General features: G+C 71.5%; 15 protein-coding genes. 6 read left to right on the top strand and 9 right to left on the bottom strand.

Annotation, left to right across the window (positions count from 1 at the left end; all coding sequences use genetic code 11):
- Positions 1-30 precede the first annotated feature (30 nt).
- Both LO763_RS07960 and LO763_RS07955 read right to left on the bottom strand, forming a co-directional pair.
- The gene (locus LO763_RS07960; protein WP_230601439.1) at positions 31-261 is read right to left on the bottom strand and encodes a DUF397 domain-containing protein; all 231 of its coding nucleotides are present in this window, start codon (positions 259-261) and stop codon (positions 31-33) included.
- On the bottom strand, positions 258-1,163 hold the full coding sequence (locus LO763_RS07955) for a helix-turn-helix domain-containing protein (RefSeq protein WP_230601438.1): 906 nt from the start codon (positions 1,161-1,163) through the stop codon (positions 258-260). The genes LO763_RS07960 and LO763_RS07955 overlap by 4 nt, the downstream gene beginning before the upstream one ends.
- Positions 1,164-1,552: 389 nt before the next feature.
- Here LO763_RS07955 and LO763_RS07950 point away from each other — a divergent pair, with 389 nt between their 5' ends.
- The 3 genes from LO763_RS07950 to LO763_RS07940 are packed head-to-tail and all read left to right on the top strand — an operon-like array spanning position 1,553 to position 2,533.
- Positions 1,553-1,915, top strand: a complete 363-nt coding sequence (locus LO763_RS07950) for a hypothetical protein (RefSeq protein ID WP_230601437.1) — start codon at positions 1,553-1,555, stop codon at positions 1,913-1,915.
- Entirely contained in the window at positions 1,915-2,181 is a 267-nt protein-coding gene (locus tag LO763_RS07945) for a hypothetical protein (RefSeq protein WP_230601436.1), read from the top strand. The genes LO763_RS07950 and LO763_RS07945 overlap by 1 nt, the downstream gene beginning before the upstream one ends.
- Positions 2,174-2,533 carry a hypothetical protein gene (locus LO763_RS07940; RefSeq protein WP_230601435.1) on the top strand — a complete coding sequence of 120 codons (360 nt, stop codon included), beginning with the start codon at positions 2,174-2,176 and terminating at the stop codon, positions 2,531-2,533. The genes LO763_RS07945 and LO763_RS07940 overlap by 8 nt, the downstream gene beginning before the upstream one ends.
- On the opposite strand, the gene LO763_RS07935 is transcribed toward LO763_RS07940, so the two are convergent.
- Both LO763_RS07935 and LO763_RS07930 read right to left on the bottom strand, forming a co-directional pair.
- Positions 2,530-3,366, bottom strand: coding sequence for an ABC transporter permease (locus LO763_RS07935; protein ID WP_230601434.1), 837 nt, complete (start codon positions 3,364-3,366; stop codon positions 2,530-2,532). The genes LO763_RS07940 and LO763_RS07935 overlap by 4 nt on opposite strands.
- The gene (locus tag LO763_RS07930; protein ID WP_230601433.1) at positions 3,363-4,319 is read right to left on the bottom strand and encodes an ATP-binding cassette domain-containing protein; all 957 of its coding nucleotides are present in this window, start codon (positions 4,317-4,319) and stop codon (positions 3,363-3,365) included. The genes LO763_RS07935 and LO763_RS07930 overlap by 4 nt, the downstream gene beginning before the upstream one ends.
- 81 nt (positions 4,320-4,400) lie before the next feature.
- Between LO763_RS07930 and LO763_RS07925 the strand changes: the two genes are divergently transcribed.
- Positions 4,401-5,192 carry a TetR/AcrR family transcriptional regulator gene (locus tag LO763_RS07925; RefSeq protein ID WP_230601432.1) on the top strand — a complete coding sequence of 264 codons (792 nt, stop codon included), beginning with the start codon at positions 4,401-4,403 and terminating at the stop codon, positions 5,190-5,192.
- Positions 5,193-5,202: 10 nt separating this feature from the next.
- On the opposite strand, the gene LO763_RS29660 is transcribed toward LO763_RS07925, so the two are convergent.
- The 4 genes from LO763_RS29660 to LO763_RS07905 all read right to left on the bottom strand — a co-directional run bounded on the left by LO763_RS29660 (position 5,203) and on the right by LO763_RS07905 (position 10,669).
- The gene (locus LO763_RS29660; RefSeq protein ID WP_230601431.1) at positions 5,203-6,282 is read right to left on the bottom strand and encodes a DUF4253 domain-containing protein; all 1,080 of its coding nucleotides are present in this window, start codon (positions 6,280-6,282) and stop codon (positions 5,203-5,205) included.
- Positions 6,283-6,615: 333 nt separating this feature from the next.
- Positions 6,616-7,377, bottom strand: a complete 762-nt coding sequence (locus LO763_RS07915; protein ID WP_230601430.1) for an SGNH/GDSL hydrolase family protein — start codon at positions 7,375-7,377, stop codon at positions 6,616-6,618.
- A gap of 385 nt (positions 7,378-7,762) precedes the next feature.
- A complete protein-coding gene (locus LO763_RS07910; protein WP_230601429.1) occupies positions 7,763-9,724 on the bottom strand; it encodes a beta-galactosidase in 1,962 nt (653 codons plus the stop codon).
- Between the two features lie 117 nt (positions 9,725-9,841).
- Complete coding sequence (locus tag LO763_RS07905) at positions 9,842-10,669, bottom strand: diacylglycerol kinase family protein (RefSeq protein ID WP_230601428.1); 828 nt, start codon at positions 10,667-10,669, stop codon at positions 9,842-9,844.
- Between the two features lie 126 nt (positions 10,670-10,795).
- Between LO763_RS07905 and LO763_RS07900 the strand changes: the two genes are divergently transcribed.
- Positions 10,796-12,082 carry an adenylosuccinate synthase gene (locus LO763_RS07900; RefSeq protein WP_230601427.1) on the top strand — a complete coding sequence of 429 codons (1,287 nt, stop codon included), beginning with the start codon at positions 10,796-10,798 and terminating at the stop codon, positions 12,080-12,082.
- A gap of 134 nt (positions 12,083-12,216) precedes the next feature.
- Here the strand turns inward: LO763_RS07900 and LO763_RS07895 are convergent, their stop codons facing one another.
- On the bottom strand, positions 12,217-13,890 hold the full coding sequence (locus LO763_RS07895) for a hypothetical protein (RefSeq protein WP_230601426.1): 1,674 nt from the start codon (positions 13,888-13,890) through the stop codon (positions 12,217-12,219).
- A gap of 274 nt (positions 13,891-14,164) precedes the next feature.
- On the opposite strand from LO763_RS07895, the gene LO763_RS07890 reads away from it, so the two are divergent.
- Complete coding sequence (locus tag LO763_RS07890; RefSeq protein ID WP_230601425.1) at positions 14,165-14,521, top strand: hypothetical protein; 357 nt, start codon at positions 14,165-14,167, stop codon at positions 14,519-14,521.
- The last annotated feature ends 7 nt before the right edge of the window (positions 14,522-14,528 follow it).

Raw genomic sequence — 14,528 nt, 5'->3', positions numbered from 1 at the left:
GAACGCGCCGGGTCTTGTGGGCCGGGTGGGCTAGGCGATCGAGCCGGACTTGATCCCGGCGAGCAGGCCGCCGAGGTCGGCGACGCTCACGCGGAGATTCGCGTAGCTGTCGGCGACAGGGGACTTCGTGTCGCCCACTGCGGCTTCGCCGCCGGAGACGGCGACCGCAACACAGTTGCCGCTTGAGCCGCCGTTGCTGCGGCTGCTCTTGCGGAACCGGGCGCGAGCCCACACGCCACGGTTGTAGGCTTCGTGCGTCATTTCTCCACTTCCTTCAACATTTTCACCACAAAGTCGACAGTCTGCCGCTCCCCTTGAGCACCCTCATTCCAGAGGGTTTCGAAGGCGGCTACCGCCCAGTCTATGTCTGGGGTTTCCGCGACCACTGCGCCGACAGGGGTTTCCACCTGCACCAGGGTCGGCCACTCATCCTTCATCTTGAGGACTGTGAACCCGGCGTTGACATCACCGAGCGCCTGGACACTCGTGTCCAACGGCAGGTACCGAAGCTCGACATTCGGATACTCGACCACATCGAGCAAGTGCCGGAACTGCGCCGCGTAGTGACGAGCTTCGAAGGTATTGAGGCGCTGCCGGAGAACCCCCTCGTAGAGCAGAAACCTGGCGATTGGGGCGTTGGACTTTCGGAGCATCTGCCCGCGTGTCAAGCGCACCTCGAGGAGCTTCTCCATCTCCACCTTGCTTCGGCTCTCCGGACCTTGTCTGATCAGGGTCTCGGCGAACTCCGGGGCCTGAATCTGTCCGGGGTAGATCGTGAGCTGGAAGCTGTCGATTTCGCTGGCGTTGCTCTCGGCCCAGACATAGTCGGCGAAGTTCTGGTTCGAGACGAGGCCTTCCCACCAGCCGCGCTGGGCGACATCCTGGGCCAGTTGCATGAGCTGCGAGCGGTCGGCTTGATCCGAAACCCCGTACATGGTCATGAGCAGTCGAAGCTCATCGTTCTCGATCGGGTACACCCCCGACTCGAACCGATTGACTGTCGCAGGGCTGTTCCCGAGTCGCTCTGCGACTTCGCTGATCGAGAGGTCTTTGTTCTTTCGCAGCTCACGGAGCTTTTGCCCGAGCCAACGAGCTCGCCAAGTCGGTCGTTTCGGCTCCGCCATCTCGATCCTGCCCTCCTGCTCCGAGTCGGTTGCCCACATCCTACGGCACCTTCAGAATGTCCTTCACGGTGACATAATCTCATCGCCACGAGAATATTCTCACTTGAGAAGCTTGACACAGCATTGCGCAATGTTGATACTCATGAAGTGACCGAAACAGCGGCAGACAGTCACGAATGCTTGATCCTCGGGTTCGGGTGGGGCTGACTTGCAGGGCTGGGGTCCTGCGGTGGGGCAAGATCCCAGCCGCCTCTCCGAACCGGCCCGCCCGGTCCGGTGATGTCACATCACCGGCGCAGCCGGGCCGGGCGGGCGTTTACCACCACACACCAACTTCATACGGCCGCACACAGACAGCGGCCCGCCGGACTAGAAACTTTGGCGAGTTCACCGGCGGGCCGCGCTACCTAGAGAAAGCGAGGCTTCTCATGGGTCTTCTGAGCGTACCTGCCGATCCCGTGCCCGCCTGGGCCAAGATCGACCTGCAACTCCACCAGCCTTACCGAACTTGGCTCGGTTTCGGTCGCTTGCGCTGCGACTGGTGCGGCGAGGCGTGGGGCCGTCACGGCTGCTCCTCCCGGGAATCGGCTGCCCGAGTCTTCCTCTACACCGCCAGCCCCGCCCAGCGCCAGGCCGCGCTCGACTCCGACGACCTCACCGCCGACGACCTCCGGCTGCGCCGGTCCGTCCCGGCCCGCCACCGCCGCAGACCCCGCCCGCACCCGCGTCACCGATCGCCCGCCAACCCGCTCACGGCCCTCGGCTTCACCGACCTCGTGGCGGCCCTCTGATGGCCACCGACACCGACCCGATCACCAAGATCGGCACCGAAGTCGTCGGCGTACGCGCCATCAGCGGCTACCTGCACGCGGCCGAACCCGGCACCATCATCCTGCGCCAGCTCTACCCCGGCCGCCCCGCCAACATCGGCGTCATCGCGAGCGCCACCGGCCAGGTCACCATCCACCCGTCCCACCACGGCGAATGGACCGAGCACGACCGCGCCGCCCTCGCCGCCTTCTTCCTTCCGCGGTACCTGGAGCGCGGGCATGGATGACACCACGTCCTGGACGCACCTCGGCGAGTTCACCCGCGGCATCGGCATGGGCGCCCATATCCGGTTCCTCGTCGAGCGCTCGCTCACCGACCACGCCGTGCACCGCATCCGCTGCGACGAGGACCTTGGCAACGGTCCCTACCTCGTCGCCGTCTTCACCGAACCCGCCGCCGACCCGACCGTGTGGCGACCCGCCTGGGCAGGCGACCGGATGAGCCCCGGCATCGAAACCGAAGCCCGCGCCATCGCCCGAGGCAGATTACCGGAGGTCGGCCCTTCGCAGGGGAAAACCGGGCCCGCACCGCAATTCGGGTGGCGGTGCGGGCCCGTCCCTGTTTCCTTCAGGTCCTAACGGCCGAGGTTGCGGAACCGGCGGACCGCCAGCGGCAGGAAGATCGCGGTGATGACCACCGGCCAGATCAGGGCCGCCATGAGCGCGTGCTGCTCAGGCCAGGAGTTCCCGGCGGCGACCGGGTTGCCGAACAGCTCCCGGATCGCGGTCGCGGTGGCCGAGACCGGGTTCCACGCCGCGATCGCGCCGAGCCAGCCGGGCATGAGCTCGGGCGGGGTGAACACCGAGGAGACCATCCCGAACGGGAACGCGAGGGCGAAGAGGCTCCCGGCCTGCTCGACGTTCTTGACCAGCAGGCCGATCCAGACGCCGACCCAGATGAGGGCGAACCGCAGCCACAGCAGGAGCACGAAGGCGCCCAGCGTCTCCCAGAAGGTGCCCTCGCTGCGCCAGCCGATGGCCAGGGCGATGAGGAACAGCACGAGCAGGTCGATCGCGGCGTGGAGGGTGTCGGCGATGTTGCGCCCCACCACGACCGCCGAGGAGGCCATGGGCATGGAGCGGACCCGGTCGACGAAGCCCTTCTCCTTCGCCTCGGCGACGGCCCAGGCGGTGTTCATGAACCCGAAGGCCATGGTCATGGCGAACAGGCCGGGCATGGCGTAGGCGACGTAGTCGACGCCCGCGCCCTGGCCGGTGACGTCCATCGCGGACCCGAAGACGTACACGAACAGCAGGACCATGACGATCGGGAAGCCGAGCTGCCACAGGAAGTTGACGGGCTGGCGCCACAGGTGGGTGAACTCCTGGCCGACGATGGTCCGGTAGTCGTGGAGCGTCCATTTCACGCGGCCCGCGAAGGTCTCGTCCGGAAGCGGGGCAAGGGCGGTCATCGCCGTTCCTCCTTGGTGTCGGTGCCGATGAGTTCGAGGAAGGCCTCGTCGAGGGTCGGGCGCCGCAGACCGATGTCGGCGACGGTGAGGTCCTGGTCCCGCACGCTGGTCGCGGCGGCGGTCAGGGCGGCCACCGATTCCTTCACCGGGGCCGAGACGCTGGAGGCGGCCTCGTCGGTGACGGTCTCGCCGTCGGCGACGGCGGCGACGATCGCGTGCAGGGCGGGCAGGTCGGCGGGGTCGGCGGCGACGATCTCCAGCCGGTCGGCGCCCATGCGGCGCTTGAGGCCCGAGGGGGTGTCGTCGACGAGGTTGCGGCCGTGGTCGATCACGGCGATGCGGTCGCAGAGCCGGTCGGCCTCGTCGAGGTAGTGGGTGGTGAGGACGACGGTGGTGCCGTCGGCGGCGAGGCCGGAGACGGCGTCCCAGACCTCGCGGCGCCCGGCGGGGTCGAGGCCGGTGGTGGGCTCGTCGAGGAAGAGGACCTGCGGGGCCAGGATCATGCTGGCGGCCAGGTCGAGGCGGCGCTTCATGCCGCCGGAGAAGCCCTTGGCCTGGCGGTCGGCGGCGTCCTGGAGTCCGAACTGGTCGAGCAGCCGGTCGGCCCGCTCGCGGGCGCGGGCCTTGGTGAGGCGGAAGAGCCGTCCGAACAGGACGAGGTTCTGCCTGGCGGTGAGGACCTCGTCGACGGCGGTCTGCTGCCCGGTGAGGCCGATGCGGCGGCGCACCTGGCGGGCGTCGCGGGCGACGTCGAACCCGGCGACGGTGGCGCTGCCGGTGTCGAAGCGCAGCAGGGTGGTGAGGATGCGGACGGTGGTGGTCTTGCCCGCGCCGTTGGGGCCGAGGAGCCCCAGGACGGTGCCGGACCGGGCGCTGAGGTCGAAGCCGTCCAGCGCGGCGGTGTCCTTGAATCGCTTGCCGAGGTTCACGGCCTCGACGGTCGTGGTGGTCATGGGTCTCCCTTAATCGGGTACGTTGTACCCAGTAATAGCATACGGCGTACCCGGTTAGCAAGCGCGTATCATGAGGCCGATATGGCGACATCACAGACGGGGGCGGGCGACCCCAAGCGCAGTTCAGAGCTGCTGTGGCGGGAGTTCGAGCCCGCGCAGAGCCGACCGGGACCCAAGCCCAGACTCACCGTCGAGCAGATCGTCGCGGCCGCGATCGCCCTGGCCGACCGGGAGGGGCTCGGCGCGGTGAACATGCGCAACGTCGCCGCCGAGCTCGACGTGGGCACCATGACCCTCTACCGGTACGTGCCCGGCAAGGGCGAGCTGCTCGACCTCATGGTCGACGCCGTGAGCTCCCCGGGCGAGGACGAGCCCGACCCCGCGGGCATGGACTGGCGGGAGGTCCTGGAGCACATCGCGACGGGCAGCCTGGCGTTCTACGGCGAGCACCCGTGGATGCTCGAGGTCAACCAGCGTCGGCCCGTGATGGGCCCCGGGTCCCTGTGGAGCCTCGACTTCGCGCTGGGGGCCTTCGACGACCACGACGTCACCGACCGCGAGGCCATCCTGATCATCACGGCCGTGTGGGGGATCGCCACCGGCATCGCGCTGTCCTACCTCATCCAGGACGCCCCGGCCGACCAGGGCGGGCCTGTCAGCACCGAGGAGGAGTGGTGGGAGGTGCAGCTGCCGTACCTCCAGCGCGCCATGGAGTCGGGCCGGTACCCGCGCATGGCGCGGATGGAGCACGAGGACGCGTGGAACCTGACCGCCGAGGACGCGGTGCGGCACGCCCTCGACGCCTACCTGGAGGGGATCGCCCCGCGCATGGAGGCCAGCCGCCGGCGGGGGGCCAGGCTCCGGCCGGAGTAGCCCCCCGGGCCTACGTCCAGCGGAAGTACCAGGCCTTGGACCGGATCATGTGCTCGGCCAGGTCCTCCAAGGTCGGCACGCCCGAGTCGAGCAGGTCCGGGCAGTACGCGTACGCCTCGGAGGCGACCGCGATGGCCTCCTCCGGCGTGGGCGGGCGGGGGACGTACAGCTCGATGACGTCGTAGGTCATGGCGACCAGCTCGGCCTCGAAGCGGCGGTTCCAGCTGTGCAGGACGGCGGCGTGCTCGGCGCCGTACAGCTCCCAGTTGGTGGAGCCCTTCCAGGGGAACATGGCCGGGATCTTCCAGCCCGCGTCGACCGCGACGAGCCCGAGCAGGCCCTCGCGCTGGGGCGTGGCGAAGTCGGAGTCGCCGCGGCGGGGCAGGATCGGGACGCCGCGGGCGGGCTCGCCCGCTTCGGCGGCCTTGTCGTGCAGGAGCGCGGCGGCGTCGATCTCGTCGGCGCGGGCGAGCTCGTCGTCGCCCTCGTGGATGATCGCCTCGCCGTTGTCGCGCCACTCCTCGGGCGCGCCGAGGAGGACGGGCATCCAACCGGTGGACTCGGCGGACTGGCGGATGTCGAGCCACCAGCGCAGGGCCTCGGAGGCGCGGACGCCGAAGGCCCACATGGCGGTGTCGCCGCGGCGCACGAGCCGGTGCATCTTGGGGACGGCGAGCCCGGCGGCGCGCAGGTCGGCGCGGGGCGAGCCGGCGATGTCGAGCTCCTCGCCGTCGATGCGGGGCATCATCTCGTCGCGGCCGGTGCCGGCCGGGCGGGGCGGCTCGGGCTTGTCGAGGCTGAGCAGCTCGCGGCGGGGGCGCTCGGGCACGAAGATCTCGTCCGGCGGGGCGGGCTCGGGCGCCGCGGCGTCGACGGGGTCGTCGCCGTCGGGCTCGGGCTCGGGTTCGAGCTCGGGCACGAGTCGCAGGCCGGTCACTCGGGTAGCGATGCTGTCCTCCTCCTCAGCCTCCGGTGAGGGTGCCGGGCTGGTCTCGGGGGCGGCATCGTCGAGGGCGCCCGAGGAGGCGCCGCTGTCGGCTGGCGTGTCGGGCTCGGTGGCAGGTTGGGGTTGGGCGGCGGGATCTGGCACTGAATCAGGTGTGTCCCGGCGCCCCAACAGACGCTGGAGAAGTCCCACAGTTCTCCATGATGCCCTGTCCCTGCGACAGATCAAACCCCGCCCCGGCGTTTCGTTTCCGGAGGATCCGGAACACCTGGGACGACTTCCCACTGAGGAATGCGCGCAGGGCGCCGCGGCCCGGGGGCGCGGCGCGACGGGTCGGAGTTGACGGCCCGCTAGCGGCCGCGGCCCTTGCGGAAGAGGATGCCGAAGAAGAAGGCGCAGGTCAGGATGATGACCAGGACGGCCAGGAGTTTGAACACGAGCATCAACAGCGCTCCTCGGTAGGGTTCGGGCGGCGCATCACTTCACCTTGGTGAGCTCAGGGCGCTTGGGGTTGAGGGCGTCGCCGCTGGACTTGCCGGTGAGGCGGCGCTTGACCCACGGCGCGAGGTGCTTCCCGGCCCACTTGACGCCGTTCATCTCGCGGCGCGGGCGCGGCAGGTCGGGGAGCGGGTCGAGCCAGGCGGGGTCGGGTTCGACGTCGAGCGCCTTGCACACGTCGTAGGCGACGCGCTGGTGCCCGAGGGTGTTGAGGTGCAGCCGGTCCTCGGCCCACAGCCGCGGGTCCTCGAAGGCCCGGTCGGCCCACAGGTCGACCAGGATCGCGTCGTGCCGCTTGGCGATGCGCCGGTAGTCCTCGTTGCTGGCGATGAACCGCTTGCGGATCATCGCCATGCCCGGGATGTGCGGCGAGATGTCGCAGCAGGTGAAGAGGAGGACCTCGGCGCCGGAGGCCTTGAGGAGGCGCACCACCTCGTGGGCGCGGGTGGCGAGCTGCACGTGGTTGTAGCTGGGGCGCAGGGCGTCGTTGACGCCCGCCGCGAAGGAGACGAGGTCGGGGCGCTGCCGGATGGCGGGGACGACCTGCTCGTCGACGACGCGGTCGAACAGGCGCCCGCGGATGGCGAGGTTGGCGTAGGCGAAGCCGGGCCACTGCTCGGCGGCGCGGTGGGCGAACAGGTCGGCCCAGCCGCGGTCGCGGTCGCTGTCGGGGTCCGGGTCGCCGACCCCTTCGGTGAAACTGTCGCCGATGGCCACGAAACTCGAGTACTCCGCCGCCATGCCCCGCCCCTCCATGTCGCCGTTCCGCTGCGATGCGCCCGCGCCGGACTTCCGCGTGGGCGCTGACCAGCATGCCTCACCTAGATAACGATCCGATTTCGATCAGGTGGCGAGCATGGCCACAGACGTCCGGTGACATGGGACGCAGGGGCGGCCGAAGGAGGGTTTTCCCTTCGGCCGCTTCAAGGTTCGCGGTGTGAAAATGTGAACGGAGGTTCCCGGCGAATCGGACACCCGGGGACCCCCCGTTCACAACATTACGGCCGGGGTCCGACACGGCGCCCCGGGCCGAAAGATGAACGGAGGGTCCCGGCGAATCGGATATCGGGGGACCCCCGTCTGCGACGCCGCGCGCGGGGTGCGACGGTTTCGGCGTCGCCGCGGGCTAGTGCTCGCGGTGGACCACGACCTCTCCGGCGGGGACGTCGACCACGGCGTCGGCGGTCTTGACCTTCGCGTCGGCGCCGGTGTGGTTGATGCAGAACAGCCAGCTGCGGCCGTCCTCGTGCGCGCGGCGCACGACCTCGACGCCGACCGGCGCCTCGGCCGCCGGGGCGACCCCGGCGTCCTCGGCCGCGGCGGCGACGATCCGGTCGAGCGTGGCGTCGTCGGGGAACGTCGTCAGGTAGTGCGCGGTGCCCTCGCCGAAGCGGTTGACCAGCCAGGCCGGGGTCGCCGTCCCCGCCGGGGCGTCCGCTCCGGTCCGGGCGGCGGTCGACGGGAGGACGTACGTGTCGCGCACCTCGGCGCCGGTGGACTCGGCGGCCTCGCTCCAGATCCGGCCGGTCCCGCCCGAGGCCAGCGCCACCGTGTCGTCGAGGAGGGGGTGGAACTCCTCGGTCCGCACTCCGAGGACGTCGCGGATCGCGCCCGGGTAGCCGCCGAGGTAGACCGTGTCGGTCTCGTCGGCTACACCTGAGTACGGGGTCACGAGCACCGTGCCGCCGCCGTGCACGAACTGCCGCAGGTTCGCCGCACCCTTGCGCGACAGCAGGTAGACCGCGGGCACGACCACGAGCCGGTACCCCGAGAGGTCCCCTTCGGGCTCGGCCACGTCGGCGGTGATCCCGGCGCGCCACAGCGCCGCGTAGTACTCGTCGAAGACCGCCTGCGCCTCCAGGTCGGTGGTGGGGCGCGCCTCGTGCTCCTGGGCCCAGCGGTTCGGGAAGTCCCACAGGATCGCGGTGTCGGCGTGGACGCGCGAGCCCTCGACCTCGGCGAGCTCCTTGAGGCGGGCGCCGAGCTCGCAGACCTCCCGCCAGATCTTGGAGTCGGTGCCCGCGTGCGGCACCATCCCCGAGTGCCACTTCTCGGCGCCCTGGCGGGAGGCGCGCCACTGGAAGTACATGATCGCGTCGGCGCCGCGCGCGAAGTGCTGGAACGAGTTGCGGATCATCTCGCGCGGGGCCTTGGCGCGGTTGCGGCCCTGCCAGTTGACGGCGGAGGTGGAGTGCTCCATGAGGATCCACGGCCTCCCGGCGCCGAGCGAGCGGGCGTAGTCGGCGGCGAAGCCGAGGTTGACGTGCGGGTCCTCGCCGACCAGGTAGTGGTCGGTGGCGACGACGTCGACCACGTCGCTGAACTCCCACAGGTCGATGTCGGGGTGCGAGCCGGTCATGAAGTTGGTGGTCATCGGCTTGTCGGAGTACTTCCCGATGACGGCGGCCTCGGCGAGGTAGTTCTGCTTCAGCTGCCAGGAGGAGAACCGCTTCCAGTCGAGCACCTGGCCCGGGTTCGGGATCGTCGGCGTCGGCAGCGGGGCCTGGACCTGGTCCCACGCGGAGTAGGACTGGGACCAGAACGCGGTCCCCCAGGCGGCGTTGAGGCCGTCGAGGTCGCCGTAGCGGTCGCGCAGCCACACGCGGAACTTCGCGGCCGCGGCCTTGGTGTGGGAGCGGGCGTTGTGGCAGCCGTACTCGTTGTGGACGTGCCAGAGGGCGAGCGCGGGGTGCTCGGCGTAGCGGCGGGCGATCTGCTCGGTGATGTTCAGGGCCTTGGCGAGGTACACGTCCGAGGAGGGGTCGAAGCCCTGGCGGGAGCCGTGGGTGAGCTGGCGGCCGCCGGCGTCGACCATGACGGCCTCGGGGTAGGTCGCGGCGAACCACGGCGGCGGGGAGGCGGTGGGGGTGGCCAGGCACGCCTCGACGCCGTTGGCGGCGAGGAGGTCCATGACCTCGTCGAACCAGCCGAAGTCGTAGCGGCCCTCCTCGGGTTCGAGCTTCGCCCAGGAGAAGATGCCGACGCTGACGCGGTTGACGCCCGCCTCGCGCATGAGCCGCATGTCCTCGGCCCACGTCTCGCGGGGCCACTGCTCGGGGTTGTAGTCGCCGCCGTAGACGATGGCCATGGGGGAGCTCCTTCTCGAACGGGGATCGGGGCCCCAAGGCTACGGTAAAGCGTTTGCCACGTCGACCCTCGCGACCCGCTTCTTCACACCGTTCGCATAAGTGGCGCGGGTCTCGGCTCAGGCCGCGTACCAGCCGGCCGCGCCCGGCTCGACCCACCAGGTGCGCTTGCGGCCCAGCTCCCCCACCAGGCCGTCCTGGACGAACGTCACCGAGTCGTCCGGGTGCACCGCGACCGCCCGGCCCCGCGCCCGCCGCACCTCGATGCGCAGGCGCTTGCGCAGGCGGCCCACCGTCACCGGCACCGCCACCGCGACGTCGATCTTCCCGTCCGCGGGGTCCGGCTCGGCCAGCACCATGTCGTCCGCGGCCGCGTACCCGTCCGCGTTCGCGACCACGCACGCGAGGATCTGCTCGCTCCCGTCCGCCAGCACCACGTCGTCGAGGTTCACCACCCCGCGCCAGGGCCGGTCGCCGCCGCCGAGGCGCACGCCGTCGACGGCGACGCCGCCGCCGTCGTGGCGCATCAGGTCGGTCCGGCGCACCGCGCCGGAGGCCACCGCCTCGGCGACCTCGGCCGGCTTCTCGGGCAGGCCCAGCCGCCGCACGATCCCGGGCGTCCCGCTCAGCGGCAGCACCGCGAGCGCGGGCAGGTCCGCGACCGTGCGCCCGGCGGGGAGGTCGTCGGGGCGCTTGCTCGCCGCCGGGAGGGTGCGCCGCAGCAACCGCGCCACCACGGCGTTGACCTGCTCGTCCGTGTCCGCGGCGAGCACGATCCGCTCGTCCGGGTCGTCGAGCACCGGGTCGATCTCGTCGGCGGCGGCCGCCTCCACGGTGCGCACGGCGGCGCCCCGCGACTTGAGCTCGTCCACCAGGTGCAGCGTCTGGGTGCGCGGTCCGGGGTTGGCGCAGCCCGCTTCGACGAGTGTCAACACGACAACGTTCACAGCCGCCACCATACGGTGTGACGGAGACCCGATTCATGGTGCTCAGCCCTGCTGAGACCCCTGATAAATGAATGCAAGTAGGCTTACCAGGTAATCGGGTGATCAACTTCCCGGGAGGATGGGCAGATGCCAGCGATCGCGGTCGTCGGAACGCAGTGGGGCGACGAGGGCAAGGGCAAGGTCACCGACCTGCTCGGCGCCGAGATGGACTACGTCGTCCGCTACCAGGGCGGCAACAACGCGGGCCACACGGTGGTGACCCCTGACGGCACCAAGTACGCCATCCACCTGGTGCCCGTGGGCATCCTGACCCCGGGCGTGGTCCCGGTGATCGCCAACGGCGTGGTCGTGGACCCGAAGTTCCTCATCTCGGAGCTGGACGAGCTCACCGCCGGCGGCGTGGACGTCTCGAACCTCAAGCTCTCGGCCGACGCGCACCTCATCATGCCCCACCACCGGGCCCTCGACCGCGTGGTCGAGCGCTACCTGGGCGGCGCCCGCATCGGCACCACCGGCCGCGGCATCGGCCCGGCCTACGCCGACAAGGTGGCCCGCCAGGGCATCCGCGTGCAGGACCTGCTCGACCCGAAGATCCTCTCGATCAAGCTGGAGCAGATCCTCCGCGAGAAGAACCAGATCCTCGTGAAGGTCTACAACCGCAAGGCGATCGACCCGGCGGCCGTGGTCGAGGAGTACCTGGCCTACGCCGAGCGCCTCAAGCCGTACATCGCCGACACGCGCCTGCTCCTCAACCGGGCGCTCGACGCGGGCAAGAACGTGCTCCTGGAGGGCGCCCAGGCGACCATGCTCGACGTGGACCACGGCACCTACCCGTTCGTGACCTCCTCGAACCCGACCACGGGCGGCGCCTGCGTCGGCACCGGCATCGCGCCGAACAAGATCACCACCTCGATCGGCATCATCAAGGCGTACACGACGCGCGTCGGGTCGGGCCCGTTCCCGACCGAGCTGTTCGACGAGTTCGGCGAGTTCCTGCTGAAGAAGGGCGGGGAGTACGGGGTGACCACGGGGCGCCGGCGCCGCTGCGGCTGGTTCGACGCGGTCCTGGGCCGGTACGCGGTGCGGGTCAACGGGATCACCGACCTGTTCGTGACCAAGCTGGACGTGCTCTCGGAGCTGGAGCGGGTCCCGATCTGCGTGGCGTACGAGGTCGATGGCGAGCGCGTCGAGGAGATGCCGATGACGCAGACCGACGTGCACCACGCCAAGCCGGTCTACGAGTACCACGACGGCTGGTTCGAGGACATCTCCCACTGCCGCAAGTTCGACGAGCTGCCGCTGAACGCGCAGCGCTACATCGAGCGGCTCGAGGAGCTGTGCGGCGCCCAGGTGAGCGTCGTGGGCGTGGGCCCGGGCCGCGAGGAGAACATCATCCGCCACCCGATGGTCTAGCGGCACAAGCGAACGAGGAGGGGCCCGCCTACCGGCGGGCCCCTCCTCGTCTCATGTCGGCGGTCGCGGCGGCCGGGTCCTTCGCGGGGCGCCGGTGCGGCCTGCGGCGACGTCGACGGCGGTGCAGCGCGGTCTCAACGCCCGGTGCGGATGCCGGCCTTCGGCAGGGACCAGACCGCCGCGCACACCGCGGCCGCAGCGAACGGGACCAGCAGCCACAGCGGGTACCCGATGCCCACGTCCACCTGCGCGTCGGCGCCGTACTGGGTGAGCGGCGCGGCCATCGCGCTCCAGGCGCTCGCGCGGTCCGGGGTGCCCGTCACCAACTGCCAGTAGGTGTCCTGCGCGTTGGCGATCAGCACGCCGAGCCCGATCAGCGCGGCGAGCGGCCACGCGGCCCGCACCGCGGCCCCGCGGGCCGCCTCGGGGCTCAGGCCGGAGGCGACCGCCTCGCGCCGCCGCGACTCCACGCCCCACAGCAGCGCGGTGAGCAGGAACAGCGCGGGCACGGCGATCCACGCGCGCGGCGCCATGCCCAGGAAGGTCCCGTGGCCCTCGGCCTCGATCAGCGCCTCGTAGTGCTCGAGCACGAGCGGCCCGGTGCCGACGAACAGCCACGGCGAGAACGGCAGCAGCAGCCACAGCGACCGGTCGCCGAGCGGCCGGACCACCCCGATCGCGAAGGCCCCCGCGAAGGCCGAGGCCAGGGCGACCGCGGTGGTCACCAGCGCCGACCCCCACGTGTTCGCCACGGCCGCGACGGCGCCGGAGGACGCCCCCGGGCCGTCCGCGACGCGGGACAGCCACGGCTCCAGGTTGATGAGCGCCCCGGCGGCGAACAGCCCGAGCAGCGCGATCGCGCCGACGCCGGGCCCGGGCCGGAAGCCGTGCGGCTCGCGGGAGCCGGACCGCAGGTCGGCCTGGAGCGGCCCGGACCGGGACGCGCCCAGGGGGACGTCGATCCGCACCCGCGCCAGCGCGACCACCAGCCCCGCGCCGATGCCCAGGAGCGCCAAGGGGGCCAGCAGCATCACGGAGGCCGCGGCGGCGGTGCCGGAGTCGGCCATCAGGAACGCGATCCGGTAGAGGTGCGTGTTCGGGCTCGCGGGCTGGACGGCCGTGGCCACGCCGTACGCGAACGACTGGAGGCCCGCCGCGAGCAGCGCGAGCGCGGTCAGCCCGGCGGCGGCGAGCACGGTGCGGGCGCGGCGGCCGGTCTCGGCGCCGCCGCGGAAGGCGGCGAGGCCGACGAGGAGGCCGATGCCGAACACGGTCCCGGAAGCGATCGCGGTCCACGCCGACCAGCTCGGCTGCGACGCGGCGCCCCCGGTGCTCCAGCTCTCCATGTGCGCCGCCTGCGACGCGATGGACCAGGCGGCGGGCGCGAAGGCGACCGCCGCGAGCACGGCGGTGATCCGCGCGGCCAGGCGGACGCCGCGCCCGGCGAGGTGCACGCACCAGGCGACGAGGAAGGCCACGGCCCCGCCGCCGACCGCCCAGCCCAGCGCGAGCAGCGCGGCCGCAGCGAAGCCCTCGGTGAACGCCCTGTCGCCGAGCAGGTTCGCGTAGTTCTCGCCGCCGACGAACTCGCCCGCGCTCAGGAAGGTCGCGGAGCTGGTGCTCGCGGCGGCGGTGCGGACGGTCGGGAGGACGTACGCGAACAGCAGCGCGATGAAGGCCACCGCGAGCAGGCCCCAGCCGAGCGCGGCCTGGCCGCCGCCGGGAGGCGGGGCGGGCGCGGCGAAGGGTCGGGAGGACGGTGCGGGGCCGCCGTCGGGCGTGGACGGCGGCTCGGGGGACGCGGTCATGGAAGAGTTCCGGTTCTCTCGGGGACGCGGCCGCCGGGCGAAGCGGCCTGGGTCATCTCACGATAACGAGGCGTCGCCACCGACCGCGGGGCCCCGCGCCCGGCCCGGGACCGGTCCCGGGCCGCGTCCTTGACACTCGGACCACGGCGTTCGGGCAGGTATTCGAGCACCCCTCTCGTCCCGTCGGCTTCCCGAAGCGACGAGCGGTGCTCCTGCGACGCCTGGTGCCGCGTGCGGACCGACGCCGACGGCGTCCACGAATGGGGAGGCGATCATGCGGGAGTGGTTCGAACGGCGCCGTGGGCGCCGCGACTTCAAGCTCGTCCACAAGGCGATGCGGGCCCGCGCGGGCGCGGTCCAGGCGCGGAACCCGCCGCTGCCGCCGGACCTCGAGGCCGTGGCGCGGCGGCTGGCCGACCTCGGCCCCGACGCGCTCGGGGCGGGCGAGGCGGCCGTCCGCGAGATCGGCGGGGAGCTCGACCGGCGGGGCGGCGTGCCCCTGATGCAGGCGGTGCTCGGCCGCGCCGAGGCGATCGCGACGGGCAGGGGCGCGTACGAGGAGTACGCGGACCGCAGCATCGAGCGCCGCGTGGACAGGGCCTGGGACGGCATCGGCGACTGGCTCGGCTGAAGCCCGT

The sequence above is a fragment of the Glycomyces amatae genome, assembly GCF_020991375.1.
GTDB lineage: Bacteria > Actinomycetota > Actinomycetes > Mycobacteriales > Micromonosporaceae > Glycomyces > Glycomyces amatae.
Note: the sequence above shows the minus strand (reverse complement) of the source record. Positions and strands in the feature narration are given on the sequence as shown.